Annotated in this window: 33 protein-coding genes; 29 read left to right on the top strand and 4 right to left on the bottom strand. The window is 58.8% G+C overall.

Annotated features, from left to right (window positions below; translation table 11 throughout):
• The first annotated feature begins 149 nt into the window (after positions 1 to 149).
• The 5 genes from ACGHU1_RS12440 (at position 150) to ACGHU1_RS12420 (ending at position 3885) form a co-directional block, all read left to right on the top strand.
• Positions 150 to 698, top strand: coding sequence for a TspO/MBR family protein (locus ACGHU1_RS12440; RefSeq protein ID WP_390587342.1), 549 nt, complete (start codon positions 150 to 152; stop codon positions 696 to 698).
• Positions 699 to 770: 72 nt separating this feature from the next.
• Positions 771 to 1022, top strand: a complete 252-nt coding sequence (locus ACGHU1_RS12435; RefSeq protein ID WP_390587341.1) for an accessory factor UbiK family protein — start codon at positions 771 to 773, stop codon at positions 1020 to 1022.
• A gap of 87 nt (positions 1023 to 1109) precedes the next feature.
• Positions 1110 to 1712 carry a DNA repair protein RecO gene (locus ACGHU1_RS12430; RefSeq protein ID WP_390587340.1) on the top strand — a complete coding sequence of 201 codons (603 nt, stop codon included), beginning with the start codon at positions 1110 to 1112 and terminating at the stop codon, positions 1710 to 1712.
• Positions 1713 to 1721: 9 nt separating this feature from the next.
• Positions 1722 to 2780, top strand: a complete 1059-nt coding sequence (gene leuB, locus ACGHU1_RS12425) for a 3-isopropylmalate dehydrogenase (protein WP_390587339.1) — start codon at positions 1722 to 1724, stop codon at positions 2778 to 2780.
• A gap of 13 nt (positions 2781 to 2793) precedes the next feature.
• Positions 2794 to 3885 carry a glycosyltransferase family 2 protein gene (locus tag ACGHU1_RS12420; RefSeq protein WP_390587412.1) on the top strand — a complete coding sequence of 364 codons (1092 nt, stop codon included), beginning with the start codon at positions 2794 to 2796 and terminating at the stop codon, positions 3883 to 3885.
• Here the strand turns inward: ACGHU1_RS12420 and ACGHU1_RS12415 are convergent.
• Together ACGHU1_RS12415 and ACGHU1_RS12410 are read right to left on the bottom strand one after the other, a co-directional pair.
• Positions 3882 to 5234, bottom strand: coding sequence for a phospholipid carrier-dependent glycosyltransferase (locus ACGHU1_RS12415; protein WP_390587337.1), 1353 nt, complete (start codon positions 5232 to 5234; stop codon positions 3882 to 3884). The two genes, ACGHU1_RS12420 and ACGHU1_RS12415, sit on opposite strands and share 4 nt — an antisense overlap.
• A gap of 45 nt (positions 5235 to 5279) precedes the next feature.
• Positions 5280 to 5687, bottom strand: coding sequence for a hypothetical protein (locus tag ACGHU1_RS12410; protein WP_390587336.1), 408 nt, complete (start codon positions 5685 to 5687; stop codon positions 5280 to 5282).
• A 76-nt stretch (positions 5688 to 5763) separates the two neighbouring features.
• On the opposite strand from ACGHU1_RS12410, the gene ACGHU1_RS12405 reads away from it, so the two are divergent.
• The 7 genes from ACGHU1_RS12405 to ACGHU1_RS12375 all read left to right on the top strand — a co-directional run bounded on the left by ACGHU1_RS12405 (position 5764) and on the right by ACGHU1_RS12375 (position 12311).
• A complete protein-coding gene (locus ACGHU1_RS12405) occupies positions 5764 to 6303 on the top strand; it encodes a TetR/AcrR family transcriptional regulator (RefSeq protein WP_390587334.1) in 540 nt (179 codons plus the stop codon).
• A 19-nt stretch (positions 6304 to 6322) separates the two neighbouring features.
• Entirely contained in the window at positions 6323 to 7540 is a 1218-nt protein-coding gene (locus ACGHU1_RS12400) for a trans-sulfuration enzyme family protein (RefSeq protein ID WP_390587332.1), read from the top strand.
• A gap of 363 nt (positions 7541 to 7903) precedes the next feature.
• Positions 7904 to 9418 carry a SulP family inorganic anion transporter gene (locus ACGHU1_RS12395; protein ID WP_390587330.1) on the top strand — a complete coding sequence of 505 codons (1515 nt, stop codon included), beginning with the start codon at positions 7904 to 7906 and terminating at the stop codon, positions 9416 to 9418.
• 87 nt (positions 9419 to 9505) lie between these two features.
• Positions 9506 to 10135, top strand: a complete 630-nt coding sequence (locus ACGHU1_RS12390; RefSeq protein ID WP_390587329.1) for a 2-hydroxychromene-2-carboxylate isomerase — start codon at positions 9506 to 9508, stop codon at positions 10133 to 10135.
• 323 nt (positions 10136 to 10458) lie between these two features.
• Positions 10459 to 10866: a Co2+/Mg2+ efflux protein ApaG gene (apaG, locus tag ACGHU1_RS12385; protein WP_390587327.1), complete on the top strand. Its 408-nt coding sequence runs from the start codon at positions 10459 to 10461 to the stop codon at positions 10864 to 10866.
• 62 nt (positions 10867 to 10928) lie between these two features.
• A complete protein-coding gene (locus ACGHU1_RS12380) occupies positions 10929 to 11717 on the top strand; it encodes a LysR family transcriptional regulator (protein ID WP_390587325.1) in 789 nt (262 codons plus the stop codon).
• Positions 11718 to 11759: 42 nt separating this feature from the next.
• Entirely contained in the window at positions 11760 to 12311 is a 552-nt protein-coding gene (locus ACGHU1_RS12375) for a GNAT family N-acetyltransferase (RefSeq protein WP_390587323.1), read from the top strand.
• Here the strand turns inward: ACGHU1_RS12375 and ACGHU1_RS12370 are convergent.
• Entirely contained in the window at positions 12308 to 12979 is a 672-nt protein-coding gene (locus ACGHU1_RS12370; RefSeq protein WP_390587321.1) for a hypothetical protein, read from the bottom strand. The two genes, ACGHU1_RS12375 and ACGHU1_RS12370, sit on opposite strands and share 4 nt — an antisense overlap.
• A gap of 85 nt (positions 12980 to 13064) precedes the next feature.
• Between ACGHU1_RS12370 and ACGHU1_RS12365 the strand changes: the two genes are divergently transcribed.
• On the top strand, positions 13065 to 13532 hold the full coding sequence (locus tag ACGHU1_RS12365) for a hypothetical protein (RefSeq protein ID WP_390587319.1): 468 nt from the start codon (positions 13065 to 13067) through the stop codon (positions 13530 to 13532).
• 357 nt (positions 13533 to 13889) lie between these two features.
• Here ACGHU1_RS12365 and ACGHU1_RS12360 read toward each other — a convergent pair whose 3' ends face one another.
• A complete protein-coding gene (locus tag ACGHU1_RS12360) occupies positions 13890 to 14798 on the bottom strand; it encodes a DUF4238 domain-containing protein (protein ID WP_390587317.1) in 909 nt (302 codons plus the stop codon).
• A gap of 371 nt (positions 14799 to 15169) precedes the next feature.
• Between ACGHU1_RS12360 and ACGHU1_RS12355 the strand changes: the two genes are divergently transcribed.
• From ACGHU1_RS12355 to rpsQ, 16 genes are all read left to right on the top strand, one after another.
• Positions 15170 to 15493 (top strand): hypothetical protein, encoded by a 324-nt coding sequence (locus ACGHU1_RS12355; RefSeq protein ID WP_390587315.1) that lies wholly within the window; start codon positions 15170 to 15172, stop codon positions 15491 to 15493.
• 444 nt (positions 15494 to 15937) lie between these two features.
• Positions 15938 to 16309 carry a 30S ribosomal protein S12 gene (rpsL, locus tag ACGHU1_RS12350; protein WP_374523900.1) on the top strand — a complete coding sequence of 124 codons (372 nt, stop codon included), beginning with the start codon at positions 15938 to 15940 and terminating at the stop codon, positions 16307 to 16309.
• A gap of 138 nt (positions 16310 to 16447) precedes the next feature.
• On the top strand, positions 16448 to 16918 hold the full coding sequence (rpsG, locus tag ACGHU1_RS12345) for a 30S ribosomal protein S7 (RefSeq protein ID WP_390587314.1): 471 nt from the start codon (positions 16448 to 16450) through the stop codon (positions 16916 to 16918).
• Between the two features lie 105 nt (positions 16919 to 17023).
• Complete coding sequence (fusA, locus tag ACGHU1_RS12340) at positions 17024 to 19153, top strand: elongation factor G (protein ID WP_390587313.1); 2130 nt, start codon at positions 17024 to 17026, stop codon at positions 19151 to 19153.
• Positions 19154 to 19245: 92 nt separating this feature from the next.
• A complete protein-coding gene (gene tuf / locus ACGHU1_RS12335; protein WP_390587311.1) occupies positions 19246 to 20436 on the top strand; it encodes an elongation factor Tu in 1191 nt (396 codons plus the stop codon).
• 327 nt (positions 20437 to 20763) lie between these two features.
• Positions 20764 to 21075: a 30S ribosomal protein S10 gene (gene rpsJ / locus ACGHU1_RS12330; RefSeq protein ID WP_006831877.1), complete on the top strand. Its 312-nt coding sequence runs from the start codon at positions 20764 to 20766 to the stop codon at positions 21073 to 21075.
• A gap of 268 nt (positions 21076 to 21343) precedes the next feature.
• On the top strand, positions 21344 to 22108 hold the full coding sequence (rplC, locus tag ACGHU1_RS12325) for a 50S ribosomal protein L3 (protein WP_390587310.1): 765 nt from the start codon (positions 21344 to 21346) through the stop codon (positions 22106 to 22108).
• A 3-nt stretch (positions 22109 to 22111) separates the two neighbouring features.
• A complete protein-coding gene (gene rplD, locus ACGHU1_RS12320; RefSeq protein ID WP_390587309.1) occupies positions 22112 to 22735 on the top strand; it encodes a 50S ribosomal protein L4 in 624 nt (207 codons plus the stop codon).
• Positions 22728 to 23036, top strand: coding sequence for a 50S ribosomal protein L23 (locus ACGHU1_RS12315; RefSeq protein ID WP_390587308.1), 309 nt, complete (start codon positions 22728 to 22730; stop codon positions 23034 to 23036). The genes rplD and ACGHU1_RS12315 overlap by 8 nt, the downstream gene beginning before the upstream one ends.
• 8 nt (positions 23037 to 23044) lie before the next feature.
• On the top strand, positions 23045 to 23881 hold the full coding sequence (rplB, locus tag ACGHU1_RS12310; protein WP_390587307.1) for a 50S ribosomal protein L2: 837 nt from the start codon (positions 23045 to 23047) through the stop codon (positions 23879 to 23881).
• A gap of 5 nt (positions 23882 to 23886) precedes the next feature.
• Complete coding sequence (gene rpsS / locus ACGHU1_RS12305) at positions 23887 to 24162, top strand: 30S ribosomal protein S19 (protein WP_285976867.1); 276 nt, start codon at positions 23887 to 23889, stop codon at positions 24160 to 24162.
• Entirely contained in the window at positions 24162 to 24545 is a 384-nt protein-coding gene (gene rplV, locus ACGHU1_RS12300) for a 50S ribosomal protein L22 (RefSeq protein WP_390587306.1), read from the top strand. Before rpsS ends, rplV begins: the two co-directional genes overlap by 1 nt.
• Position 24546: 1 nt before the next feature.
• Entirely contained in the window at positions 24547 to 25242 is a 696-nt protein-coding gene (rpsC, locus tag ACGHU1_RS12295; protein ID WP_390587305.1) for a 30S ribosomal protein S3, read from the top strand.
• 21 nt (positions 25243 to 25263) lie between these two features.
• Entirely contained in the window at positions 25264 to 25698 is a 435-nt protein-coding gene (gene rplP, locus ACGHU1_RS12290) for a 50S ribosomal protein L16 (protein WP_390587304.1), read from the top strand.
• Positions 25698 to 25910 (top strand): 50S ribosomal protein L29, encoded by a 213-nt coding sequence (gene rpmC, locus ACGHU1_RS12285; protein WP_390587409.1) that lies wholly within the window; start codon positions 25698 to 25700, stop codon positions 25908 to 25910. Before rplP ends, rpmC begins: the two co-directional genes overlap by 1 nt.
• 10 nt (positions 25911 to 25920) lie before the next feature.
• On the top strand, positions 25921 to 26211 hold the full coding sequence (gene rpsQ / locus ACGHU1_RS12280) for a 30S ribosomal protein S17 (protein WP_390587303.1): 291 nt from the start codon (positions 25921 to 25923) through the stop codon (positions 26209 to 26211).
• Positions 26212 to 26215: the final 4 nt, after the last annotated feature.

Genomic DNA, 26215 nt, shown 5'->3' with positions numbered 1-26215 from the left:
GTGGGTAAAGTGTCCCTGACCCTGACACTTCGCACCGTGCGCTTGCATACAGGTATGAACGAATCGATTAACGCCAGCTAACAGTGAGTAGAACGACCGAGCGTTGAAGCGCCCAATGAATTAACGGCGTCCGCCGGACAGGAGAGTGAATGAACATTCTGGCTTCAAAAGAGCAGCTGCGCGCCAGCTTTTTACGATGGTCGCTTTTCATGGTCCCGCTGGTGGTCCTGCTCGGCTTTATGTCCGGTCAGCTTGGCAATGCTTCGACATCTTGGTTCCAGTCGCTCGACAAGCCGTCGATTTTTCCGCCTCCTGCGATTTTCGGGATCGTCTGGACCGTGCTTTGGGTGCTGGTCGGATTTTCAGTCGCCATGATTGCAAGTGCATGGGGCGCGCGTGGACGCGGCGCTGCGCTGATTGCATTCGCGCTGCATTTCGTTGGCACGCTGGCGTGGACGCCGGTGTTTTTCGGAATGCAAGAGATGACGCTGGCGCTGTACGTGCTTGGCTATGCGGTGGTCAGCCTGATCGTGGTTATGGCGCTGTTCTGGCGGGTCCGGCGCGTGGCAGCGCTGTTATTGGTGCCGTATCTGCTGTGGGCGTGTTTCGCGGCGGCGCTGAATTACCAGTTCATCGCAGAGAACCCCGCAGCGGCAAGCGGTGAAGAACCTGCAGCGGCAGTGGAAATCACGCTTTAGCCAATCTGCGCAGCCTGTCTCAGGCGCAGAAACATTCTGGACAAAGCGCACCGGCTTCACCAAATAGCTTTCATGCAAAGCGAAAACCCGATCATCGCCGACTTCGTCAAAATTGCCAACAGCGCAGCAGGCACCATGGCCGGCATGACGCGCGAAGCCCGCGAAAGCGCGCGCGAACGCCTGAGAGAGGCGATGGGCGGCGTGGATTTCGTAAGCCGCGAAGAATTCGACACGGTAAAAGCGATGGCCCAGAAAGCACGCGAGCAAGCCGACGCGCTCGAAGCGAAAGTCGCCGAGCTTGAAGCGAAACTTTCCGCCAAATAACCACATTTGCTCTGACACGGGCACTGGGCGCGCGCGCTTCTTTATGCAATGCACTGAGCCTACCTGCGAAACGGTCGCCGGGGCCGAATGAACCTGACCGCGCCTGCATTGCTGGTCGCCAGCCGGGCGCACGGCGAAACGGCGGCGATCGCGCGCTTGCTCACCGAAGAATACGGACTGGTCGCGGGCTATGTCGCGGGCGGCAGGGGGCGGCAGCTGCGTCCGGTGATGATCCCCGGCAACCGGGTCGCATTGGAACTGCGCGCAAAATCGGCGAGCCAATTGCCCTTTGCCCGGCTGGAGCTGGAGGAAAGCCGAGGCCCCTGGATGACCGAGCCGCTGCCAGCGGCGGCGATCACATGGGCCTGCGCGCTTACGGCCAGCACGCTGCCGGAACGCAATCCTTATCCCTCGCTCTATCAGGCGCTTGACGGCCTGCTCAACGCGATCTGCCACGCGCCATCTGCGCGCGGCTGGCTGGCGGCGATGGTCGCGTATGAAGCGATGTTCTTGCGCGAGTTGGGATATGGCGGGGGCAAGCCTGATATGGACGATGATTTCCCCGCGCAGATCGAAGCTTTTCGCGCACTGCACAAACCCATCGCGCGTTACCTGCTTGCCGATGTGAAAAGCGATGTTATTGCCGCGCGCACCGCCTTGGGCGAACGGCTGGTGCGGATGCTGGAATAAGGGAAGCCTATGAAAATCGCAGTTCTGCCAGGGGACGGGATCGGCCCCGAAGTCACGCGGCAGGCGGTCATGGTGCTGGAGGCGCTCGACCTGCCCGGCCTGACACTGTTCGACGGCGACGTGGGCGGGATCGCTTACAAACGCCACGGCCATCCTCTGCCCGAAGAGACGCTGACGATGGCGCGCGAAGCGGACGCGGTGCTGTTTGGCGCGGTTGGCGATCCTGATTGCGACGGTCTGGAGCGTCATCTGCGCCCAGAACAGGCGATCCTGGGCCTGCGCAAAGAGCTTGATCTGTTTGCCAATCTGCGCCCGGCAAAGGTGTTTGCGGGAATGGAGCATCTCTCCCCGTTGAAGCCGGAGATCGCCCGCACGCTCGATATGATGATCGTGCGCGAGCTGACCGGCGATGTGTATTTCGGCGACAAGGGTGAACGAAAAGCCGCCGATGGCAGCCGCGAGGGGTGGGACATGATGTCCTATTGCGAAACAGAGGTCAGCCGCATCGCGCAGGTCGCATTTAGCACGGCGCGCGCAGGGAACGGCGAATTGTGCAGTGTCGACAAGGCCAACGTGCTTGAAACAAGCCAGGTCTGGCGCGACACCGTAATTGCCGCCGCCGCAGCTCAGCCCGACATTACGCTGAGCCACATGTATGTCGACAACGCGGCGATGCAGATCATTAGCAACCCTTCGCAATTCAGCGTCATCCTGACGGCCAATTTGTTCGGCGATATCCTGTCCGATCTTGCCAGCGCGGCGGTCGGATCAATCGGGCTTTTGCCGAGCGCATCTATGGGCGACCGGTCCACCGATCACGGTCTGTTCGGCCTGTACGAACCGATCCACGGCAGCGCGCCCGATATCGCCGGCCAGGGCAAGGCAAATCCGATGGCGACGATCCTGTCCGCCGCGATGATGCTGCGCCATTCTTTTGGCCGCGAAGCAGAGGCTGCCCGCATCGAAAACGCGGTGGAGAGCGCGCTGGCAGACGGTATTCGCGGCGGCGATCTGGGCGGGACACATGGCTGCGAGGAAATCGGCGCGGCTGTCCTCAAACGGCTCTGACCCTCGATCCCGCATGGCCCTTGAACTCGCCATAATCCTTCCGACTCTCAACGAGCGCGGCAATCTGGTGCCGCTGGTCGAGCGCATCGAACAGGCGTTGGGGCGCGATGGATGGGAAGTGCTGATCGTCGATGATGACAGCGCCGATGGAACCGCCGACGAGGGGCGCGATCTTGCCCGCGAAGACCGCCGGGTGCGCGTGATCCAGCGCATCGGCAGGCGCGGGCTATCGAGCGCCGCTATCGAAGGGTTCTGCGCCACCGCAGCGCCGTTTGTGGCGGTGATGGACGCAGACCACCAGCATGATCCCGCATTGCTCCCTGATATGTTGGCGAGCCTCAAAGCCGGTGAGGCCGATATTTGCGTCGCCAGCCGCTTCGCCGAAGGGGCAAGTCCTGAAGACTGGGACGCGCCGGAACGCGAGCGGCTTTCGGGCATGGCCAACCGCGTCGCGCGCGCCATTACCGGCGTCGAACTGACCGATCCGATGAGCGGATTTTTCATGTTGCCATCCAGCCGCGCACGCGCCCTTGCGCCCCGATTGTCGGGCATCGGGTTCAAGATATTGCTCGATCTGCTGGCGACTTCGGACGCGCCCATGCAGGTGAAGGAATTCCCGCTCAATTTTGCCGCCCGCCGCGAAGGGGAAAGTAAGCTGGACCGCGCAATTCTGTTCGATTTTCTCGCCGGGCTTTATGACAAGACGCTGGGCCGGGTGATCCCCACGCGCTTTGCGCTGTTCGGGACGGTCGGCGGGCTGGGCGTAATCGTGCATTATGCGGTGCTGGCAGTCCTGCTGGGCGGAATGACGGCGACATTCTGGAAAGCGCAATTGGGCGCGGTGCTGGTCGCGATGAGCTTTAACTTCTGGCTCAACAACTGGCTGACCTACCGCGACAAACGGCTGAAGGGCTGGGGCGCAGTTTTGGCAGGCTGGGCAGGGTTCTGCGCAACCTGCGCGGTGGGCGGTTTCGCCAATGTGGCCGTCGCGACGCTGCTGGAAAGTCAGGGACTGTTCTGGGCACTCGCGGCGCTGGCCGGTATCCTGATCGGATCGGTCTGGAATTATGCGCTATCGAGCCGGTTCGTCTGGGGCCGGTTTTAGCGCCACCCCTCAATCACCGCCCATTTGGCGAAGCTCATCGGGCCTTCCAGTTCGGCGGCGCTCAGGATCGGGAAGAACAGCGCGAACACCAGCGCCGATGCCGTTAGCGCCGTGTAGCTGACCCAGCGGTATCTTTGGCTGCTGTGAATATCCGACAGCGTCAGGGCGAGCGCGCCAAGCAGGAACATGCTCGGCAGCAGATAATGGTAATAGAATTGCACAGGCTTGGGCGCGATCAGCCACAGGCCTAACGTGACCGCGTACCCGATCACCATCGCCATCTTCGCGCAATTGCGTTGGTAAAGCCCGTTTACAAGGCACCATGCCAGCGCAGGCAGTCCGATCAGCATGGTGAGCGGATTACCGATTAGCAAGACACCGCGCTGCGCGCCGTCTGTAAATTCATACAGATACCAGATGCCGCGTGTGTTCAGCACCCATTGCGGCCAAGTGCTCATATAGGAATGCGGCGCAAGCACCTGTTGTTGCAGTGAAAGTATCTCCCGGTGCAATCCGATCAGGCCGAACTCCGTCAATGGAGACGCGTGAAATTGATCGCCCAGCCAGTATCCCGGCGCAAAGGTCAGGGCGTATACAATAAGCGGCACGGCCCCCAGCCAGACAAACGCCTCTGCCAGCGAAACGCCGGGCACAGGAATGCCCCGGGTGCTGGTGAACAGACGGCGGCGGCCTGCGGACAGCCGGGCGGCAAAGAATGTGATGCCAGGCACCATCGCCAGCGGCACGGCGTTCCATTTGGAGCCGAGCGCGCAGCCGATGGCGATCCCGGTAAGGGCCAGCCGCAAACGCCCGCGTTCCGGCTGGCGGATCGCGGCGGCAAATTGCCATGCGGCAATCGAAAGGAACGCCGCCATGAAGATATCGAGCATGGCGATGCGGGCATGGATGAAGAGATGGAAACCGGTCGCCAGCAAAATGCCAAAAGCGATCACGGCGAACCGGTCATGGCTGGCATGCCACATCGCTCGCATACACGCGCCCACCGCTGCTATTCCGGCGATGAGGGGGAATATCCGCCAGCCCAGCGGGTTGTCACCGAACAGGTAAATGCCCAGCGCCAGCAATTCCTTGCCCAGCAGCGGGTGTTCGCGATTGGTGTACGCACCGCCATCGCCCCAGATCGCGAGAATCTCGCGCGCGGCGGGCAGGTAATGCACCTCATCGAAATAGGGCGCAGAGGGGATCGCAAGGCGGATGGTCGCCAGCGATCCGAACAGCAGCGGCAGCGCGATACACCAAAGCCACGGATCGGCGGGATGATCTTTCGGGAGTGCAGCCTGATGCGCATTCCCGAGCGGTGTCGAAGCGGTGATGGCAGCGTCCGTCATATGGCACTGCCGCTTAGAAAAGGTGCCGCCATCCGGCAAGCGGGTTTACACGGCGGAAGTGCCCGCAAGTGTGCTCGTCCGGCTTTCGAGCCAGAACAATCGTGCGCACGTGGCGAGCAATCCAATGCTTGCCGTGGCGCCGACGAACAGGAACCACGGCGCCAAATTCATTCCAGCCGCGCGTGCACGCTGCGCGATCAGGAACAGTCCGATCACGACGCACATGACCAGATCCCACCACACCTGAAGCCCGGTTAGATTGTGGGTGTGATTGATGAAGAACATCATCACACCCTCCTGTGCGATCTGAACGGCGGTGAATGCGCCAAGACCGGCGGAAAGCATGGCAGCGAGGAACGCATTGCCGGTTGTTGGCTTGGCGAGCAATGTATAGGCAATTGCGATACCGCCGCATGCCAGCACAGCGAGGAAAGTGATTTGCAGGACGTTCATCGATCAGCTCCGGATATCGTTGTAGCGGTTGCTGCATTATCTGGTAGCGTATTGTAGCGTACGCTACAAGAGTGAAATGACGAGCTCCTCTCTCTCCCGGGAAACGTTGCTTCCAAGACTCGCCGCGCACGTCCTCGAGCATGGACTTGGCAGCGCGAGCCTTCGGCCTCTGGCCAAAGCTGCGGGGACGAGCGACCGGATGTTGATCTATCATTTCGGGAACAAGCAAAAGCTGATTGCAGGTTTGGTCGAATACATCGCCGGGGTTTATTCGGCCGCGCTTGAGATGGCTTTGGGTGACGGACGCGCGGCAACCCGGAAGGAGTGTTTCGAACGGATTCTGGCGCAGGGGAAACAGCCTGCGATGCAGCCCTTCATGGTACTCTGGTGGGAAATCGTGGCGGGTTCGGCGCGGGGCGTATCCGGCTATAAGGAAGCGGCCGAGCAGATGATGACCAAACAGCTAGCGTGGCTGGAGACCCAGATGCCCGAAGATGATCCTGATCCAGCTGGCGGCGCACGTTACCTGATGACCTTGTTAGAAGGCACATTAATGCTGGGCGTGGTCGGCCATGATCGCACGGCTAGCGAGGGTTTGGTTGCGAGCGGACTTTAACCGCTCTAACGCCGTTCTCATGAAAAAGACGACTGGAATGGACCGCGCCGCGACGCGCAAATGGCGCCCCGCCACGCAGGCTGTGCGCGGCGGCACGTGGCGCAGTGAACATGGCGAGACGAGCGAGGCGATGTTCCTCACCTCGGGCTACACTTACGACGATGCGCAAACTGTCGCAGACCGGTTTGCCGGCGATGCACAGGGCATGACGTATTCGCGGCTCCAGAACCCGACCGTTGCCATGCTGGAAGAGCGCATCGCACTGCTTGAAGGGGCAGAGGCATGCCGCACCCAGGCAAGCGGGATGGCGGCGATGACGGCGTCTTTGCTGTGCCAGCTTTCCGCCGGAGACCACTGCGTTGCCGCACGCGCAGCATTTGGTTCGTGCCGCTGGCTCGTCGATAATCTGCTGCCGCGTTTCGGGATCGAGACGACCGTGATCGACAGCGCCGACAATGCGCAGTGGGAAGCGGCAATCAGGCCGAACACCAAGGTTTTCTTTTTCGAAACTCCGGCAAACCCGACGCTGGATGTGGTTGATCTGAAATATGTTTGCGACCTTGCGAAAGCACACGGGATCACCACCGTGGTCGACAATGCGTTTGCCTCTCCGGTGCTGCAGCGCCCGATGGAATTCGGCGCAGATGTTGTCGCTTACAGCGCGACCAAGCTGATGGACGGGCAGGGCAGGGTGCTGGCCGGGGCGATTTGCGGCAGCGAGGAATGGATCACCGAAACGCTCATGCCATTCCAGCGCAACACCGGTCCGACGATCTCCCCTTTCAACGCCTGGGTCGTGCACAAGGGGCTGGAAACGCTCCGCCTGCGCGCGCACGAACAAAGCCGGAGCGCGGTGACTTTGGGCGAATTTCTGGAGCCGCGGATCGTGAAAGCGGGCGGCGAAATGCGCCATCCGGGCCTGCCGAGCCATCCCGCGCATCACATCGCGATCAAACAGATGGAAGCCACCGGGCCGATCTTTGCATTCGATGTAAAAACCCGCGCGCGTGCTTTTGCGATCCTCGACGCGATGGAACTGATCGATATCTCCAACAATATCGGCGATACGCGCAGCCTGATGTGCCATCCGGCCAGCACGACCCACGCCAATATGGGCGAGGGCGCGCGCGAGGCGATGGGCGTGACCGAGGGGCTGCTGCGCATCAATGTCGGGCTGGAAGATATCGCCGATCTGACCGAAGATATGGACCGGTCCTTGTCCGCAGCAGGGCTTTAAACGCAAAAAGCCGGGTCACCCCGTATGAGGACGAACCCGGCTTCATGCACATTGACCCCGCCCTGTGCGTTATTCTCTTGGGGCCGTTTGGAACGACTATTGAGGGGCCACCCTCGTCGAAATACCGAACGCGCGGAAAACACTCTGCGTTCGTGGACAATGCAGGGTATCGCGCAGTCTTCCTAACGGAACGCGTTCAATCGCGGGTAACGCCCTTTTAACCGTGATTTTGGCCGCTCATGGCCTGCGGGTTGTGCAATGCAGCATTGACCTATAAAGCGCCAAGCTCTGTTGCAGGGCGCGTCCTGCTTATATCCCGCCTGGTGCAATATGGCCTGTCGGGTGAATTCTGGAATTATGATTATGAAGACTGACCGCTCCTTTGCGGCCACGCTGCGGCGTGATTGGCTGGGCCAGCCAAAGGCAGATATTCTTGCAGGCATCGTGGTCGCGCTTGCGCTGATTCCGGAGGCTATCGGTTTTGCCCTTATCGCCGGGGTCGATCCAAGCGTGGGTCTCTATGCCTCGGTCGTCATTGCGATGGTCATTGCTTTGACAGGCGGGCGTCCGGGCATGATCTCTGCCGCGACGGCTGCGGTGGCGGTGGTCGTCATCCCGCTGGTGCGCGATTACGGGGTCGAATACCTGTTTGCCGCGACGATCCTGATGGGCATTTTCCAGGGCATCGCAGCGCTCCTGCGGCTCGATCTGCTGATGCAGTTTGTCAGTCGCAGCGTCATCACCGGCTTCGTCAACGCGCTCGCGATCCTGATTTTCATGGCGCAAATCCCCCAGCTTGATCCGCGCGTCGACGGGGTGAACCTTTACACTTACGTCATGGTCGCGGTTGGCCTTGGCGTGATCTATCTGCTGCCGCGCGTTACCAAAGCGGTGCCAAGCCCGCTGGTCGCGATTGTCCTGTTGACCGCTGCGGCGATGTATTGGGGCCTGCCAGTAAAGAATGTCGCGGGCGAGGGTGAACTGCCCGACGGCCTGCCATTTTTTGCGATCCCGAACGTGCCCTTCACGCTCGAAACACTGCAAATCATCGCGCCCTATTCGCTGACGATGGCGGCTGTGGGCTTGCTGGAAAGCCTGCTGACCGCGCAGATCGTGGACGACATGACCCACACTGAAAGCAACAAGCAACGCGAAAGCGGCGGTCAGGGCATCGCCAACATCGCAGCGGCCTTCTTTGGCGGCATGGGCGGCTGTGCGATGATCGGCCAGTCGGTCATCAATGTCGCATCGGGCGGACGCGGACGGCTTTCGACATTCACCGCCGGCGCGTTTCTGCTGTTCCTGCTCACCGTGCTTGGCCCATATGTTGGGCAAGTGCCGATGCCCGCGCTTGTCGCGGTGATGATCATGGTCTCGATCGGCACGTTCAGCTGGAATTCGATCCCCAATCTGCGCCGCCATCCACCAACCAGTTCGATGGTGATGATCGCGACTGTAATCGTCGTTGTCTGGACCCACGATCTGGCGCTTGGTGTGCTGGTCGGCGTGCTGCTGTCGGGCATCTTCTTTGCGAACAAGGTGCGCAACCTGTTCAGCGTGGAGCGTGTCCGCCGCCCGAACAGCTCCGTTTATGTCGTAACCGGCGAGATTTTCTTTGCCAGCGTCGACAAATTCCAGAACGCGCTCGGCCCGGAAAGCCAGTATGAGGACGCGGCGCACCACGTGGTGATCGACGTATCGAAAGCGCATTTCTGGGACATTTCGGCCATCGGCGCGCTGGAAAAAGCAGTCGAGCGGATGCGCCGCAACGGACGTCATACGCGCATCGTGGGCCTGAACGCGGCTAGCGCCGATCTGTTCGACAAATTCGCGCTGGAAGATCGCACCGGTCTCGAAATCGGCCTCGCGCCGCACTGATCCTTTTCGCGCGGTGAGGGCTTGCCAAGGCCGGCGGGTCATGCAAGCCACACGCTGTAAAAGCGTCCGCGCAAAGGGAGAGCAATCATGGCCAACCGCGTCGAGCTGGTTTTCGACTTCGTAAGTCCCAACGCATACCTCGTCTGGTGGCCTTTGCGCGACCTGATCCGCCGCACGGGCGCAGAGCTTGACGTGGTGCCGGTGTTCCTGGCCGGGATGCACCGGCTGACCGGCAATGCCCCGCCGATGATTCGGGACAAGGATGTGAAGGGCAAGGTTGCTTATTCGATGCTGGAAATGAACCGCTTCATCGCCAAACACGACCTTGGCAAATACAAGATGCACCCGCAATTCCCGTTCAATTCGATCCTGCTTCAGCGGATGCTGTTCGCCGCCGATCAGGACGGGCGCGGCGTTCAGTTTGCGGAGATGATGCTGCCTGCCATCTGGGAGCGGGGCGTCGATATTTCCGACCCCGACGCGCTGAGCAAGGAAATCGCGAACGCAGGCTTTGACGCAGACGACCTGTTCGCACGCGCGCAAACCGACGAGGTAAAACAAGGCCTCGTCGCCATGACCGACAGCGTGGTCGATCGCAGAGCATTCGGCATTCCCACCATGTTTGTCGGAAAAACCGGCGGCAATAGTGCAAATTACGAAATGTATTTCGGTAAAGAACGCCTCGACCAGATCGAAGAAGAGCTGATCAAAGGTTGACGCCGGGGCTTGGGCCGAAAAGGGCGATCTAGGATGGCCTGGCCTGCCCGAAAAAAAGTTCATAGGAAAAACAGGTTGCGATTAGGGGCCGGCTTTTTGGTCACAGCAAACGCGGCACCTGATCTGACTGGCTCGCGATAAAATACTGAGAAGATGAGGATTTTCTAGGCTGTTCGCGCGTTTCCGCAGCTGGCGCGTCATTCGCACAACCCCAAAAATATGCGCGATCTGCACCGAAATGCGGTGAAATGATCGAATACAGGGTGGATTAACCGGGCTGGTGCTCTTGTGACTGTCCGAAGAATTGTTACCTTGAGAATCGTATGAAAGAGCTGTTCCAACACGCTGCCGTCACCAACGGGGTCACCGTTCGGGTTGCTGTCAATTTCCTGCCGGAGCAATCGCATCCCGATGCGGGCAAGTGGTTCTGGGTGTATCATATCCGCATTGAAAACGGATCGCACGAACCGATCCAGCTTCAGACCCGGCACTGGCGCATCACCGACGCGCGCGGCATGGTCAACCATGTCGATGGCGAAGGTGTGGTGGGCGAACAGCCGATGCTGCAACCCGGTGAAAGCCACGATTATGTGAGCGGATGCCCGCTGACCACCGCGCACGGATCGATGGAGGGGTTCTACACCTTCCTGAAAGCCGACGGGTCGCCATTGGAAGTGCGCATCCCCTTCTTCCCGCTTGCCGCGCCCGAAACCGCCGAAGGCGGCCGGTAAGCTGCGAGTTCTGGCGAGGGCCGACTTGCGATAGCCGCGTTGCGCGCTAAAGCTTCCTGTGCATGAAACGCACCCACCTCCCCCTTAACGCCCTGCGCGTTTATGACGCGGCGGCGCGGCACCTGTCCTTCACCCGCGCGGCAGATGAGCTTGCCGTGACACCCGCAGCGGTGGGTCAGCAGATCCGCGCGCTGGAGGATCACCTTGGCGTGGTCCTGTTCCGCCGCACGAGCAAGGGGCTGGAGCTGACGCCGGAGGGCGAAGCGGGGCTTGATCCGCTGCGCGAGGGGTTCCTGCGGTTTGAAGAAAGTGTGCAGGCGATGCAGGCGGGTCAGTCCTCCGACCGGTATACCATTGCTGCACCGCGCGAATTCTACGCCGAATGGCTCGCCCCGCGCCTTGCGGTGTTTCAGGCCGATACGCCGGGCATCCTGTATAGCTTTGTCGCGAACGAGAACGCCGATTTTACCGAGGCGAACCTCGACCTTGCCATCCGCCTCACCGACGGACCCGGCGACCTTGAAGGCGTACAGCTGGCCCCGGCAGAGCGGATCACCGTCGCCGCGCCGCAGCACCGCGATGCGTGGATTGACTGGCCCGGCGCGGCTTTGCCTGATGGCGTGAAGCCGTGCATCAAAGCGGGCAGCGCGGGGCAGGCGCTGTCCAGCGCGCTCGCCGGGATGGGCCGCACGGTCCTGCCGCAGCCGCTGGTCGCAGGCGCGCTGGAAAGCGGCGCGCTGGTGGCGGAGGGCGATCCGCAGGAAAGCCGCCGCGCATACTGGCTCGTCGCGCCGACGCCGCAATGGCGCAGCAAAAAGGTGAAGAGTATCGTCGCTTTCCTAACCGAATAGCTGTGTTTGCGTGCGGCATTGGCCCCGCGTATCACTCTTCGCATGATCCCTGTTGCCACTCTCACGACCAAGCGTTTCACCTTGCGTCCGCTTAGGCGTGAGGATGCTGGCGCGCTGTTTCCCACCCTGTCGGACCCGGAGCAGTGCCGGTATCTCACACGTGAGGCGTTCGGTAGCGAGGCGGAGCTGTGGGACTGGCTCGCGGATGCCGACTGGCCGGGACGCACGTGGATTGCGCAAGACAGGGGGATTGCCGAGGATGCGGGCGGGATTGCAGGCCGTTTCGTCGCGGTTCCGGCGCATGAGGATGGCGTGATTGAGATCGGGTATATCGTCTGCGCGCACCGGCAGGGCGAGGGCGCGGCAAAGGAATGCGCCGCCGCGCTGATCGCGCACCTGTTTGCGCTGCCGGTGCCAGAGGGCGGGGCGCGCAAGATCACGGCCGAGGTTGACCCGCGCAACGCCGCATCCGTGCGCCTGTTAGAACGGCTCGGCTTCACGCGGGAGGCGCATTTTCGCGAGCACGAAACCACCCATATCGGCCTGTGCGACGCGTATGTTTATGGCCTGCTCAAACGCGAATACGCGGCCTAAGCGCCCAGCACGCGCGCCGCTGCCTCTTTCCCCGCCTGCTCCGCCTCCCACTCGCGCCGCCAGCGTTCGCGCAGGTCGGTCAGGAATTGCAGGTTCGCCGCACGGTTTTCCTCGCTGTTGCGCTCTTCATATTGCTCGGCTTTCCACTCGGCGTGCAGCTGTTTCTTGAGCGCCTCGTAGGCAGGATGGCCGGGGATGAGATCGCCGTTGCCGTACCGATGGGGAAGGCGGCCGCGCAGGAAGAACATCACCAGCGCCTCATTATGCCGGGTTTCGGTGCCGAGCACCTTGCCGGAGGAGACGACCATGCGCTCCTCGCCCTCGATAGCGCGGGTGAGGGCGCTCGCCTCCAGCCGCGAAACACCCCGGTCAATGGCCGCATCCCACGCACTGCGAAACCCCTCGGCACCGGGCCGTGCACGCAGTTTGTAGAGAGCCTCCATGCTCTTGCCGATATGCCGAGCAGCGGCGGTGACAATGCCGGTGGCGGCGAGATGCGCGATAAATTCGCGCTGGAGACCGGGGGTGATGGAGTTGCGCCGAGGCGCGGTGTGAGGGACCGGCGCAAAGTCGAGCAGCGGATCGGACGGCGAGGGCGGCTCGGCCGTGTAGGCGACCGCGGAGGTGGCTTGGCGGGGAGTGGCGCGGGTGGGGGTGAGCTTGGTCATTACTCGCGGGGTGTATGCAGGTTTTTGGCGAGTAGGAAAATTATGGCGTCATCTTTATTTATGCAGACGCGCTCTGGGAGGCCTTATGAACAAACGATTTTTGGATGTGATTTCTAACTTCGAGGACAAGCTCTCTCGATTGATGGCATGTGACCCAATGAAATTTGGAGAGCTTCCGCTCGATATGCCGAAGTGCGGGGTATATCTGTTCTCAGATGGTGATCGATCTCTTTATGTGGGGCGATCCAATCGCTTAAGAGAACGATATTTTTTGCACTGTTGTCCGGGATCACGTCAGAACCAGGCCTCGTTCGCGTATAAGCTTGCGCGCGAAGATCTCGGTATTGGCCCACCTTCTTATCTGCCAGGAAGCGGTCGTGCTGTGTTGGCCGCTTCGGAGGATTTTCAAGTGTCTTTCAACACAGCAAAAAAGAGAATTCGTACGATGAATTTCAGGTACGTCGCCGAAGAGGACCAGCCTCGCCAAGCTTTGCTAGAAGCGTACTGTGCTATTGCCTTGCGAACGCCTTATAATGATTTCGAGACCCACTGATTGGATCGCGGAGTACGACCTTGCCAGTGCCAATGGCGATTTAATGGCGGCTTGGAATAGTGCGAGTAGAGCGCGAGCCAGCGGGTTGGGCGTTTGAGGGCGAAACAAAAGTCTCAAGAGTCGTGGCTCAAGTATTGGGCCCCGGTGGCGCAGCACGGCGCGTAGCGCCGCAAGGCCGACCGGCCGCCCGCAGCGCCGAAGGCGCGAGGACATCGCGAGCGCGGATGCGCTTGCGGAAGACAAAAAACTCGCGGCGGCGTTCTCTGACGCTTGCAGTTGACACCACAACTGGCAGCGACCGGCGCATGCCTCTGCGGTAGGCACATTTGGAGAGTGGGCGCGAGTAGGAAAATCACATCAAAAGGAATTGCCGTTTGTCCGGTCATTTAACGACTGTTCGGATAATGTGGGTCTTTGTGACTTACCAAACCTATTCCGAACAAAGCGGTCTTGTTGCTCGTCTACCCCAACAACAAAATGTCGAGCAGATTGGACAGTTTGCTCATTGAACTTCCCGATCAGTATTCGAGGACTTTGGGAGAAAATCTTATCAAAATATTGTGACTGATTGCATCCGATTATTGCGAACTTTGGTGAAAGAGGGAATGCGACATGGCCTTCTGGTCCGGCCAGTCCATTGGTTCGAATTAAAGGGTCATCCGATAGCAGAAGTCTTCGGTCAGGCGCTTCCAATTTTACCCGTTTCCAATGCAAATTCGCTAGAAATGCGGCGATTTTCTCGCTGAAAACTACGCTTCTGAAAATATTGCTGAAATGGTCGAGATAGGCATCGGGCCCTTGTTGGGCTTCATAGTCTTCGACGGTCAACGGTTCGATTTCGCTTCGAGTGGTGTTGTAGGTGTCGCGGATTTCAGCGCGAACTTCCTCAAAAAGCATCTTCGAAAGTTGTCGCATTGCCGCGATGCCTGCGGGACTTCGATGCATTAGTGTAAGTAGAAATACGGCGAGGGTTTCCGTCTCTCTTTTTGAAAGTATCGGGTTTGGCGAATTTTTCAGCTTTGTAAATAAATCAGAGGCGTGTTGATCAATACGTTTGAATAGCAGTGTTTCGAAGTCCAGAGTTTTCTTATCCATCGCGGGGAAGTCATATAATCGTTCCTCCCAACCAATCGCTGCGGGGTGTTTTCGATGTGATGCGATAACTCCGGGGAACGGACTTGTATATCTTTGAGCCATGCCATCATTGCCTGCCCAATTTTTCGTCCAAAACTGTGGGATAAAATGATGTTTACGGGGTGTCTGCAATTGTGGACTTCCGGGATGCGTTCTCGCTCAGATGAACTATTGTCGTCCTAGTTGATTATTCGACTTGGCGCCGTCTGCCAATCTCGCATAGCGAAAAACGCGATAATACTTTGAGGTTAATCATGGACTTGGAAAATTTCTCTACATTCGGCGGACGGGAATGTGGCGAATGCAGTATGTGCTGCAAGCTAATGGCTATCTCAGAATTGAAGAAACCTGCTGGCATCTGGTGCCAACACGTTATCAAACGAAAAGGATGTGGAATCTACGACAGCAGGCCGCCATCCTGTGCTGTATTTGAGTGCGGGTACCTGCGCTGGCCAATTGCCGGAGATCATTGGCGTCCTTCGAAATGCAAAATGGTTATAGTGATGGAAGATGAAAGCCGAATGGCGGTGCACGTGGATCCGGATACGCCAAACGTCTGGCGAATTGAGCCGTACTATTCGGACCTGATGTCTTGGGCGCGCGAAGCTTTCAAACACGACCAGCAATTGGTCGTTTCAATCGCACGCCGTATGTTCGCTTTTCTACCGGATGGTGAAGTTGATCTGGGATATGTTGCTGAAGACGAAATCGTCTTTACTGGTATGCGTAAAGATGGAACATATTTGGCGACGAAGCTAAAAGCCAATGATCCCAGAGTTCAGGGCATCGAATATGGAAAGCCCGTTAGCGCGAAACTCGAGCTTTGAGTTCCCGTTCCCCCACCACCCTTGACCAAAACCCAACACTCCCCTATTTGCGCCCATCCGAAGGCACTCTTACGAGTCCCTTCGGACAATAGAGCTGAACATTGCCGGTCCTGTCCCGCAGATCTTGCTCATACGAGTAAGGCCTTTTCTATTGGGGCGATCCTCTAACGGGGAACGCTTAGTGGGGCATCCGTCAAAGTAACCCGGTGGCCGAAGGGCCGATATGGGTGGAGCGTTTCAGCTTGGTCAGGCGGCCTTACGCGCCTCTGCATTTATGCGGGGCAGGCGAGGGCGGTTTTTCCAAGCTTCGTTTCACACACATCAGCCCTCAGTTGTCACCTTCATTTCGATCCCTTCAGGGAAAGTGGGAACCGGTTTGGCCTCTGGCCTTCTCCGAATTCCCGCCCGGAAGGGTCGATAACAACGGTGAAGAGAAAGACTCATATGCCGACGATCAACCAGCTGGTCCGCAAGGGCCGCACTCCGCAGAAGGCCAAGTCCAAGGTCCCTGCTATGGAAGCGAACCCGCAGAAACGCGGCGTTTGCACCCGCGTCTATACCACGACGCCTAAAAAGCCGAACTCCGCGCTGCGTAAGGTTGCCAAGGTGCGCCTGACGAACAGCCGCGAAGTTATCTCCTACATCCCGGGCGAAGGCCACAACCTGCAGGAGCACTCCGTTGTGCTCATCCGCGGCGGCCGTGTTCGCGATCTTCCCGGTGTTCGTTACCACGTCCTTCGCGGCGTGCTCGATACGCAGGGTGTCAAGGACCGCAAGCAGTCCCGCTCGAAGTACGGCGCCAAGCGTCCGAAGTAAGGTTTAGGCGCTGATCTGGACCGTTCCCCCACCCGGCTACCCCTGCGAAGGTAGAATTTGGGTGGCCGGGTGGGGGAGCGGGCCGGAGCAGCAAGGTGGGCGCGGATGCGCACACCGCCTCCGAAGGAGTTAAGAATTATGTCACGTCGTCGTAGGCCCGAAAAGCGGGTTATCCTTCCCGATCCCAAGTTTGGTGATCAGGTACTTTCGAAGTTCATGAACAACCTGATGCTCGACGGTAAGAAAGCCGTTGCAGAAGGCATCGTGTACACCGCTCTTGAAACGGTCGAGACAAAGGCGAAAGCCGATCCGGTCCAGCTGTTCCATGACGCGCTGAGCAATGTTGCCCCGCAGGTCGAAGTGCGCAGCCGCCGGGTTGGCGGTGCAACGTACCAGGTGCCGGTCGAGGTTCGCCCAGAGCGTGCCCAGGCTCTTGCCATCCGCTGGTTGATCGGTGCCGCTCGCGGTCGCCCTGAAACCACCATGTCGGCGCGCCTTTCGGGTGAGCTGATGGATGCGGCCAACAATCGCGGCAACGCTGTGAAGAAACGCGAAGACACGCACCGCATGGCGGATGCGAACCGCGCGTTCTCTCACTACCGCTGGTAAGAATTGTGGACGGCATGGGGGATGCGTCTTCCTGCCGTCACAATCGTCCCTATATGGGGGCCGAACCGCTAAGGGCGGTCCCCTTCAGACGTTAAGGAAACGAATATGGCCCGCGAGTATCCGCTGGAGCGTTATCGCAACATCGGCATCATGGCTCACATCGATGCCGGGAAGACCACAACTACCGAACGTATCCTCTACTACACCGGTAAATCCTACAAGATCGGCGAAGTGCATGATGGCGCTGCGACGATGGACTGGATGGAGCAGGAGCAGGAGCGCGGCATCACGATCACGTCCGCTGCGACGACGTGTTTCTGGAACCCCGAAGATCCGACAATGGATCCAAAGGGCGATCCAAAAGCGCTTCGCCAGACACCGGAGCACCGCATCAACATCATCGATACGCCGGGCCACGTTGACTTCACGATCGAAGTCGAGCGTTCGCTGCGCGTACTTGATGGCGCGGTTGCCTGTTTCGACGGTGTGGCCGGGGTCGAGCCTCAGTCCGAAACCGTTTGGCGCCAGGCTGATAAGTACAAAGTCCCAAGGATGTGCTTCATCAACAAGCTCGATCGTACCGGCGCAGACTTCAAGTACTGTGTGAACTCGATCATCGAGCGTCTCGGCGCGACACCTGCCGTCCTGTATTTGCCAATCGGCATTGAGGGCAGCCTGTCGGGTCTTGTTGACTTGGTCAATCAGCGTTCGATCAGCTGGAAGAATGAAGATCTGGGCGCCGAGTACGTCTACGGCGATATCCCTGCCGACATGGTCGACGAAGCGGCCGAGTATCGTGAAAAGCTCATCGAACTTGCCGTTGAGCAGGATGACGATGTGATGGAGGCATACCTTGAAGGTAACGAGCCAGACACTGTCACGTTGAAAGGCTTGATCCGCAAGGGTACGCTCAACCAGAGCTTCGTTCCCGTGCTGTGCGGCTCCGCATTTAAAAACAAGGGCGTTCAGCCTTTGCTCGACGCGGTTGTCGATTACATGCCGAGCCCGCTCGACGTGGAGGCGATTAAAGGCGTTCTGCCAGATTCCGACGAGGAAGATTCGCGCGCATCATCCGATGATGTGCCATTTGCGGCGCTTGCGTTTAAAGTCATGAACGATCCGTTCGTCGGCTCGCTCACCTTTACACGTGTCTATTCCGGCCACCTTACCAAGGGCACTGTGCTCAACTCGGTAAAGGGCAAGAAGGAAAAGATCGGCCGTATCCTCGAAATGCACTCGAATGATCGTAAGGACATCGAAGAAGCATGGGCCGGCGATATTGTTGCATTGGCAGGCATGAAGGCGACCACCACCGGTGATACGCTTTGTGATCCAGCCAATCCGATCGTTCTTGAACGGATGGAATTCCCGGATCCCGTGATCGAGCTTTCGGTTGAGCCGAAGACTAAAGCTGACCAGGAAAAGATGGGCGTTGCGCTCAATCGTCTTGCAGCCGAAGATCCGAGCTTCCGCGTGACAACTGACCACGAAAGCGGTCAGACGATCATTAAAGGCATGGGCGAACTTCACCTCGACATTCTGGTCGACCGGATGAAACGTGAGTTCAAGGTTGAAGCGAATGTTGGTGCGCCGCAGGTGGCTTACCGCGAATCGCTCGGCCGTGAAATCGCGGTTGATTACACCCACAAGAAACAGTCGGGTGGTACGGGCCAGTTTGCCCGCGCCAAAGCGACGTTTACTCCGGGTGAGCGCGGCCAGGGTATTGTCTTCGAAGACAGCATCAAGGGCGGTAATATTCCCAAGGAATATATCCCATCGCTTGAAAAGGGCATCCGTGAGCAAGCCGAAAGTGGCTATCTCATCGGCTTCCCGATCATCGATTTCACCATCCACCTGACAGACGGTGCATTCCACGATGTCGATTCGTCGACAGTGGCGTTCGAAATCTGTGGTAAAGGTGCGATGCGCGAAGCGGCCGAGCGCGGCGGTATCAAGCTGCTTGAGCCTGTTATGAAGGTTGAAGTGGTAACCCCGGAAGATTATCTGGGCGACGTTATCGGCGATCTCAACAGCCGCCGCGGTCAGATTCAGGGTACGGACAGCCGAGGCAACGCCCAAGCTGTTGAAGCAATGGTTCCGCTCGCAAACATGTTTGGTTACGTGAATGAGCTCCGCTCGTTCAGTCAGGGCCGTGCACAATACTCCATGCAGTTCTCGCACTACGATGAAGTGCCTGCGAGTGTTGCTCTCGAGGTTAAGGAGAAGCTTGCCTAAGCAGGCAAGTCAGTTTAGGGGCGGCGCCTTATTCAGCGGGCGCCGCCTTTCTCCCGCAGAAATATTCAATTCAAAACGAGGTTATTTGAAAAATGGCGAAGGAAAAATTTGAGCGGAACAAGCCGCACTGCAACATCGGCACCATCGGTCACGTTGACCATGGCAAGACCACGCTGACTGCAGCGATCACAAAGGTCATGGCCGAAGTTTACGGCGGTGCAGCTGTTGATTTCGCAAACATCGACAAGGCTCCAGAGGAGCGTGAGCGCGGGATCACCATTTCGACCGCACACGTCGAATACGAAACCGAAGCACGTCACTACGCACACGTCGACTGCCCGGGCCACGCCGACTATGTTAAGAACATGATCACCGGTGCTGCGCAGATGGACGGCGCTATCCTGGTTGTGAACGCTGCTGACGGCCCCATGCCGCAGACCCGCGAGCACATCCTGCTTGCCCGTCAGGTCGGTGTTCCGGCTCTTGTCGTTTACATGAACAAGGTCGATCAGGTCGATGACGAGGAAATCCTCGAACTCGTTGAACTCGAAGTTCGTGAACTGCTCAGCTCGTACGACTTTGATGGCGACAACATCGCCATCGTAAAGGGTTCGGCTCTGGCCGCTCTCGAAGGTCGCGATGACGAAATCGGCAAGAACTCCATCATTGAACTGATGAAGGCTGTTGATGAGCACATCCCGCAGCCGGATCGTCCGGTCGACAAGGACTTCCTGATGCCGATCGAAGACGTGTTCTCGATCTCGGGCCGCGGTACGGTTGTTACCGGCCGTGTCGAGACCGGCGTCGTGAACGTTGGCGACGAATGCGAAATCGTGGGTATCAAGGACACCACCAAGACGACCGTTACCGGCGTTGAAATGTTCCGTAAGCTGCTTGATCGCGGCGAAGCTGGTGACAACATCGGTGCCCTGATCCGCGGCGTTGGCCGTGAAGATGTCGAACGTGGCCAGGTCCTCGCGAAGCCCGGTTCGGTTAACCCGCACACCGAGTTCAGCGCAGAAGTCTACGTCCTGTCCAAGGACGAGGGCGGCCGTCACACGCCATTCTTCGCCAACTACCGTCCTCAGTTCTACTTCCGTACGACTGACGTGACCGGCGAAGTGATCCTTCCCGAAGGCACCGAAATGGTGATGCCGGGCGACAACGTGACCATCAACGTCAAGCTGATCGCACCGATCGCCATGGACGAGGGTCTGCGTTTCGCTATCCGCGAAGGCGGCCGTACCGTTGGTTCGGGCGTGGTCGCAACGATCACCAAGTAAGTTGGTTGCTCCCTTTGGGGGCATGCAAATTAGGGGGCCGGTTCTCACAAGGGAGCCGGCCCCCAATTTATGTAAGCTGTGTTTTTCCGAAGACGGGCAGGGCAGCTCACGCATAGTGCGCAGATTTCGTGGCTTTCGGGGTTGCCAGAATCCCGCTGCTTACGTATAGGCGCGCTCAAGCCAACCGAGATTCGTCTCAGTTGCAACGAAATTCATGGGGCCTCCCGTTCCGGGTAACCGGGTAAACAGGGCGGGCCTTTTATTTTTGGGAGCGGGCCCCTTCTTCGGTTGGGGGCGTTCCTTGGCTCTTTCGCATCGGTATAGGTAATGGAAGCACAGAATATCCGTATTCGCCTTAAGGCGTTCGACCACCGCGTTCTCGACCAGGCAACTGGCGAGATTGCAGACACAGCACGTCGTACGGGTGCTCTTATTCGTGGCCCCATTCCCATGCCGACGCGTATCGAAAAGTTCACCGTGAACCGCGGCCCGCACATCGACAAAAAGTCGCGCGAGCAGTTCGAGGTACGCACTTACAAGCGGTTGCTCGACATCGTGCAGCCCAACGCCCAGACCGTCGATGCGCTGATGAAGCTCGATCTGGCTGCTGGCGTCAACGTCGAGATCAAGCTCGCGTAAGCTGTGATCCGATCGGTCCTTCTGGATGGACCTTAAACCGGCCAGAGATTTTGGGGCTCCAACGGCCCCGCTGATCTTCCCTCACGATGAGGGTGTATCGGCAAGACATTGGGATACCGCCGGTTTTAACCGGGCTGCGTCCCCCGTCTAGCCAAGCTGCACAAACGGTGCAGGGCGGCACTCAGCCCGGACGGGGCGAAGCATCACAATTTGGGCTGGCAAGCACTTGGGGATGGTCCCTTTGTGCCTCTGTGTAGGAGTGAAGACGATGCGCACTGGCGTGATCGCGAAAAAGGTAGGGATGACCCGCCTCTTCCAAGAGGACGGACGGCACGTGCCCGTAACCGTGCTCGCCCTGGAAGATTGCCAGGTCGTTTCCCACCGCACCGCAGAGCAGGATGGCTACTTTGCCGTTCAGCTTGGTGCTGGCGAAGCAAAACAGAAAAACGTGGCAAAGCCACAGCGCGAACATTTCGCGAAGGCTGACGTAGGCTTGAAAAAGCGCGTTGCCGAATTCCGTGTCGAAAACGAAGAAGGGCTTCCGCCTGTTGGTGCGCTGATCAGCGCAGACCACTTCGTTGCCGGCCAAAAGGTCGACATCACCGGCCACACGCAGGGTAAAGGCTTTGCCGGCGCCATGAAGCGTTGGGGTTTTGGTGGTCTTCGTGCAACGCACGGTGTTTCGATCTCTCACCGTTCGCACGGTTCGACGGGTAACCGTCAGGATCCGGGCCGCGTGTTCAAGGGTAAGAAGATGGCCGGTCACATGGGTGATCGCCAGCGTACCCAGCAGAACCTCGAAGTGGTGCGTACCGATGCAGACCGCGGTCTTATCTTCGTGAAGGGTTCGGTCCCTGGTTCGAAGAATGGCTGGCTGATGGTCCGCGACGCTGTGAAAATTTCCGCAGCCGACGATCTGCCGTTTCCGGCAGCAATCATCGACACCGCCGCCCCTCAGGCCGAGGCAGAAGCTCCCGCAGCGGAAGCGCCTGCAGCCGAGGAAACCACCTCTAATGAAAATGGGGAGGGCTGATCCATGAAGGTGAAGGTCCAGAAAATCGACGGCAAGGCGTCGGGCGACATCGAGCTTAACGATGCTGTGTTCGGCGTAGAGCCGCGCGCTGACATCCTGCACCGGGTTGTAACCTGGCAGCTTGAAAACCGCCGGGCGACTGCACGTCCAACCCGCGAGCGCAGCGATGTTGCTCGTACCGGCAAGAAGCACGGCCCGCAAAAGGGTTCGGGCGGCGCTCGTCACGGCGATCGCGGCGCTCCGATCTTTATCGGTGGTGGTAAAGCTCACGGCGCGCGCAAGCGTGACTTCGAGCAGTCGCTGAACAAGAAGATCCGTGCTCTCGGCCTGAAAATGGCGCTTTCGAGCAAGGCAAAAGAGGGCATCGTTGTTCTCGACAGCCTGACCTTGAAAGAAGCGAAGACGCAAACGCTCAAAGGCCACCTCGCCAAGCACGGTTTTGCCGGCAAGGTTCTGGTGATCGACGGCGAAAGCGTTGACGACGGTTTCAAGAAGGCTGCGGGCAACCTTCCGGGCGTGAACGTGCTCCCGGCAGCAGGTGCCAACGTCTACGACATTCTCAATCACGATACGCTGGTCCTGACCAAGGACGCGGTCGAAAAGCTGGAGGCGCGCTTCAATGGCTAAAAAGCAAGACATCGATGCGCGTCACTACGACGTGATTTTGGCTCCGCACATTACCGAGAAGTCGACTATCGCTTCCGAGAATAATGCGGTGGTTTTCAAGGTGGCGAATGATGCGACCAAGCCGCAGATCAAAGAAGCGGTTGAAGCGATCTACGAAAAGAAGGTCGTTTCGGTGAACACCATTCTCACCAAGGGCAAGACGAAGCGCTGGCGCGGTAAGCCGTACAAGCGTTCGGACTTTAAAAAGGCTGTCGTGAAACTCGCCGAAGGCGAAATGATCGACATCACCAGCGGTATCTGAGGCGGAACATGGCACTCAAGAACTATAAACCAACGAGCCCCGCGCGCCGCGGTCTCATCCTGGTCGACAAATCCGGTCTCCATAAAGGTGGTCCGGTCAAGTCGCTCACAGAGGGCAAGCGCAAAACCGGTGGCCGGAACAACAAAGGTCATGTCACCTCGCGTGGCATCGCCGGCGGTCACAAGCAGAAGTACCGCTTCATCGACTTCAAACGTCGGAAGTGGGATGTTCCTGCAACCGTCGAGCGGATCGAGTATGACCCGAACCGTACCGCTTTCATCGCGCTTCTGAAGTACGAAGACGGTGAATTGGCCTACATCCTCTGCCCGCAGCGTCTCGCTGTTGGTGACAGTGTTGTGGCCGGTGAAAAGGTCGATACGAAGCCGGGCAATGCCATGCTTCTTGGCCAGATGCCGGTCGGGACCATTTGTCACAACGTGGAGATGAAGCCGGGCAAGGGCGGTCAGATCGCTCGCAGCGCAGGCACCTATGTCCAGCTCGTCGGCCGTGACCGCGGTATGGTAATCGTTCGTCTGAATTCGGGCGAGCAGCGTTACCTTCGTGCCGATTGCATGGGCAGCGTTGGCGCGGTTTCGAACCCCGACAACCAGAACCAGAATTTCGGCAAGGCCGGTCGCACCCGTTGGAAGGGCCGCCGCCCTCTCACACGCGGTGTTGCAAAGAACCCGGTCGATCACCCGCATGGTGGTGGTGAAGGCCGTACATCAGGTGGCCGTCATCCGGTTACCCCGTGGGGCAAGCCTACCAAGGGTGCCCGCACTCGTAAGAACAAGCAGACGGACAAGATGATTATCCGTTCGCGTCACGCGAAGAAGAAGAGGTAACCGACATGGCACGTTCCGTATGGAAAGGTCCGTTTGTCGAACTCAGCCTGCTTAAAAAGGCAGAGGACGCACAGGAAGCCAGTAACAGCAAACCGATCAAGACCTGGTCGCGCCGCTCTACTATCCTGCCGCAGTTCGTTGGGCTGACCTTCAACGTTTATAACGGACACAAATTCATCCCCGTCTCTGTTTCGGAAGAAATGGTCGGTCACAAGCTCGGTGAATTCGCGCCTACGCGCACGTTCCCCGGTCACGCTGCCGACAAGAAGGGCAAGCGCTAATGAGCAAGGCAAAATCACCACGCCGCGTAGCGGACAATGAGGCGCTGGCTGTTGGCACGCAAATTCGCGGGTCGGCACAAAAGCTCAACCTCGTTGCCCAGCTTATTCGCGGCAAGAAAGCGGAAGAGGCTCTGAACATCCTCTCCTTTTCCAAGAAGGCTATGGCCAGAGATGCGAGCAAGGTTCTCGCATCGGCGATCGCCAACGCGGAAAACAACCATGATCTCGACGTCGACGCACTGGTCGTTGCCGAGGCTTCGGTCGGTAAGGCGATTACCATGAAGCGGTTTCACACACGTGGCCGTGGTAAGTCGACCCGTATCCTGAAGCCGTTCAGCAAGCTGCGCATCGTGGTTCGCGAGCAGGAAGAGGAAGAGGCGTAAGATGGGCCAGAAGAGCAATCCGATCGGTCTGCGCCTGCAGATCAACCGTACCTGGGACAGCCGCTGGTACGCCGAAGGGCGTAACTATGCCTCGCTGCTCAGCGAAGACATCAAGATCCGCAAGTACATCGTCGAGAACCTGACACAGGCAGCGATCTCTAAGGTTGTGATTGAGCGTCCGGCAAAACTTTGCCGCATCTCGATCTATGCGGCTCGCCCCGGCGTCATCATCGGCAAGAAGGGTGCAGACATTGAAAAGCTGCGCCAGAAGCTTGCGACGATGACCGACAGCGAAGTCAAGCTGAACATCGTCGAAATCCGCAAGCCGGAAATCGACGCGAAGCTTGTCGCTCAGGGTATCGCTGACCAGCTGGTTCGCCGCGTGGCTTTCCGCCGCGCAATGAAGCGCGCCATGCAGTCGGCCATGCGTCTTGGTGCAGAAGGCATCAAGATTGTATGCGGTGGCCGTCTTGGCGGCGCCGAAATCGCCCGTGTCGAGCAGTATCGTGAGGGCCGCGTGCCGCTTCACACACTGCGCGCCAATATTGATTATGCCGAAACCGAAGCGTTGACTGCGTATGGCATCATCGGGATCAAAGTATGGGTCTTCAAGGGCGAGATCCTCGCTCATGATCCGACCGCACAGGATCGTCTGATGATGGAATCGCAGACCTCCGGCGTTCGTCCGGCTCGCTGATTGCAGGATTAGGAAAAAGCCATGCTGCAACCGAAGAAAACAAAGTACCGCAAGGCCTTCAAGGGCCGGATCAAAGGCGAAGCAAAGGGCGGCACCACGCTGAACTTTGGCTCCTATGGTCTGAAAGCTCTTGAACCTGAGCGGATCACCGCACGCCAGATCGAAGCGGCTCGCCGCGCGATCACGCGTCACATGAAGCGTCAGGGTCGTCTCTGGATCCGCGTATTCCCGGACGTGCCGGTTTCGAAGAAGCCAGCTGAAGTTCGTCAGGGTAAGGGTAAAGGCTCGGTTGAATACTGGGCTGCCCGCGTGAAGCCAGGCCGCATTCTGTTTGAACTCGACGGTGTGTCGGGTCCAATCGCTGCTGCCGCTTTCGAGCGCGCTGCGATGAAGCTTCCGATTAAGACCAAAGTTGTTGCCCGCCTGGGTGACACCAGCCACCTGGGAGGCGAATGATGGCCGATATCGAAGATCTTCGCACGAAGACCGACGATCAGCTCACCAACGAGCTGACCGAGCTTAAGCGCGAGCAGTACAACCTGCGCTTCCAGTCTGCGACGAACCAGTTGGAAAAGCCTTCGCGTATCCGCGAAGTGCGCCGCAACATCGCGCAGATCAAAACGCTGCAAAACGAGCGCGCCGCGAAAGCGGCCGCTGAAAAGGCGTAAGGAGTAGACAATGCCGAAACGTATCCTCGTCGGGACTGTCACCTCCGACAAAACCGATAAGACCGTGACCGTGCTGGTCGAACGCAAGGTGAAGCACCCGCTTTACGGGAAAATCATTCGCCGTTCGAAGAAGTATCACGCGCACGACGAAGCCAATGAATACACCATTGGCGACATCGTCCGGATCGAAGAGACCAAACCGATCTCCAAGACCAAGACCTGGGCTGTAAAAGACCGGGTTGTATCGGGCGGTACACAAGCAATCGAAGCTGATCTCGATGTCGAGGCAGCCGGTAACTAATTGA

The sequence above is a fragment of the Erythrobacter sp. MTPC3 genome (genome assembly GCF_042854385.1).
GTDB lineage: Bacteria > Pseudomonadota > Alphaproteobacteria > Sphingomonadales > Sphingomonadaceae > Erythrobacter.
This window is presented reverse-complemented; position numbering and strand designations above follow the sequence as displayed.

Bases quoted from the DNA above. Each gene is read 5' to 3' on its own strand.
- ACGHU1_RS12440 (WP_390587342.1), top strand. From the start codon at position 150: ATGAACATTCTGGCTTCAAAAGAGCAGCTGCGCGCCAGCTTTTTACGA.
- ACGHU1_RS12435 (WP_390587341.1), top strand. From the start codon at position 771: ATGCAAAGCGAAAACCCGATCATCGCCGACTTCGTCAAAATTGCCAAC.
- ACGHU1_RS12430 (WP_390587340.1), top strand. From the start codon at position 1,110: ATGAACCTGACCGCGCCTGCATTGCTGGTCGCCAGCCGGGCGCACGGC.
- leuB (WP_390587339.1), top strand. From the start codon at position 1,722: ATGAAAATCGCAGTTCTGCCAGGGGACGGGATCGGCCCCGAAGTCACG.
- ACGHU1_RS12420 (WP_390587412.1), top strand. From the start codon at position 2,794: ATGGCCCTTGAACTCGCCATAATCCTTCCGACTCTCAACGAGCGCGGC.
- ACGHU1_RS12415 (WP_390587337.1), bottom strand. From the start codon at position 5,234: ATGACGGACGCTGCCATCACCGCTTCGACACCGCTCGGGAATGCGCAT.
- ACGHU1_RS12410 (WP_390587336.1), bottom strand. From the start codon at position 5,687: ATGAACGTCCTGCAAATCACTTTCCTCGCTGTGCTGGCATGCGGCGGT.
- ACGHU1_RS12405 (WP_390587334.1), top strand. From the start codon at position 5,764: ATGACGAGCTCCTCTCTCTCCCGGGAAACGTTGCTTCCAAGACTCGCC.
- ACGHU1_RS12400 (WP_390587332.1), top strand. From the start codon at position 6,323: ATGAAAAAGACGACTGGAATGGACCGCGCCGCGACGCGCAAATGGCGC.
- ACGHU1_RS12395 (WP_390587330.1), top strand. From the start codon at position 7,904: ATGAAGACTGACCGCTCCTTTGCGGCCACGCTGCGGCGTGATTGGCTG.
- ACGHU1_RS12390 (WP_390587329.1), top strand. From the start codon at position 9,506: ATGGCCAACCGCGTCGAGCTGGTTTTCGACTTCGTAAGTCCCAACGCA.
- apaG (WP_390587327.1), top strand. From the start codon at position 10,459: ATGAAAGAGCTGTTCCAACACGCTGCCGTCACCAACGGGGTCACCGTT.
- ACGHU1_RS12380 (WP_390587325.1), top strand. From the start codon at position 10,929: ATGAAACGCACCCACCTCCCCCTTAACGCCCTGCGCGTTTATGACGCG.
- ACGHU1_RS12375 (WP_390587323.1), top strand. From the start codon at position 11,760: ATGATCCCTGTTGCCACTCTCACGACCAAGCGTTTCACCTTGCGTCCG.
- ACGHU1_RS12370 (WP_390587321.1), bottom strand. From the start codon at position 12,979: ATGACCAAGCTCACCCCCACCCGCGCCACTCCCCGCCAAGCCACCTCC.
- ACGHU1_RS12365 (WP_390587319.1), top strand. From the start codon at position 13,065: ATGAACAAACGATTTTTGGATGTGATTTCTAACTTCGAGGACAAGCTC.
- ACGHU1_RS12355 (WP_390587315.1), top strand. From the start codon at position 15,170: ATGGAAGATGAAAGCCGAATGGCGGTGCACGTGGATCCGGATACGCCA.
- rpsL (WP_374523900.1), top strand. From the start codon at position 15,938: ATGCCGACGATCAACCAGCTGGTCCGCAAGGGCCGCACTCCGCAGAAG.
- rpsG (WP_390587314.1), top strand. From the start codon at position 16,448: ATGTCACGTCGTCGTAGGCCCGAAAAGCGGGTTATCCTTCCCGATCCC.
- fusA (WP_390587313.1), top strand. From the start codon at position 17,024: ATGGCCCGCGAGTATCCGCTGGAGCGTTATCGCAACATCGGCATCATG.
- tuf (WP_390587311.1), top strand. From the start codon at position 19,246: ATGGCGAAGGAAAAATTTGAGCGGAACAAGCCGCACTGCAACATCGGC.
- rpsJ (WP_006831877.1), top strand. From the start codon at position 20,764: ATGGAAGCACAGAATATCCGTATTCGCCTTAAGGCGTTCGACCACCGC.
- rplC (WP_390587310.1), top strand. From the start codon at position 21,344: ATGCGCACTGGCGTGATCGCGAAAAAGGTAGGGATGACCCGCCTCTTC.
- rplD (WP_390587309.1), top strand. From the start codon at position 22,112: ATGAAGGTGAAGGTCCAGAAAATCGACGGCAAGGCGTCGGGCGACATC.
- ACGHU1_RS12315 (WP_390587308.1), top strand. From the start codon at position 22,728: ATGGCTAAAAAGCAAGACATCGATGCGCGTCACTACGACGTGATTTTG.
- rplB (WP_390587307.1), top strand. From the start codon at position 23,045: ATGGCACTCAAGAACTATAAACCAACGAGCCCCGCGCGCCGCGGTCTC.
- rpsS (WP_285976867.1), top strand. From the start codon at position 23,887: ATGGCACGTTCCGTATGGAAAGGTCCGTTTGTCGAACTCAGCCTGCTT.
- rplV (WP_390587306.1), top strand. From the start codon at position 24,162: ATGAGCAAGGCAAAATCACCACGCCGCGTAGCGGACAATGAGGCGCTG.
- rpsC (WP_390587305.1), top strand. From the start codon at position 24,547: ATGGGCCAGAAGAGCAATCCGATCGGTCTGCGCCTGCAGATCAACCGT.
- rplP (WP_390587304.1), top strand. From the start codon at position 25,264: ATGCTGCAACCGAAGAAAACAAAGTACCGCAAGGCCTTCAAGGGCCGG.
- rpmC (WP_390587409.1), top strand. From the start codon at position 25,698: ATGGCCGATATCGAAGATCTTCGCACGAAGACCGACGATCAGCTCACC.
- rpsQ (WP_390587303.1), top strand. From the start codon at position 25,921: ATGCCGAAACGTATCCTCGTCGGGACTGTCACCTCCGACAAAACCGAT.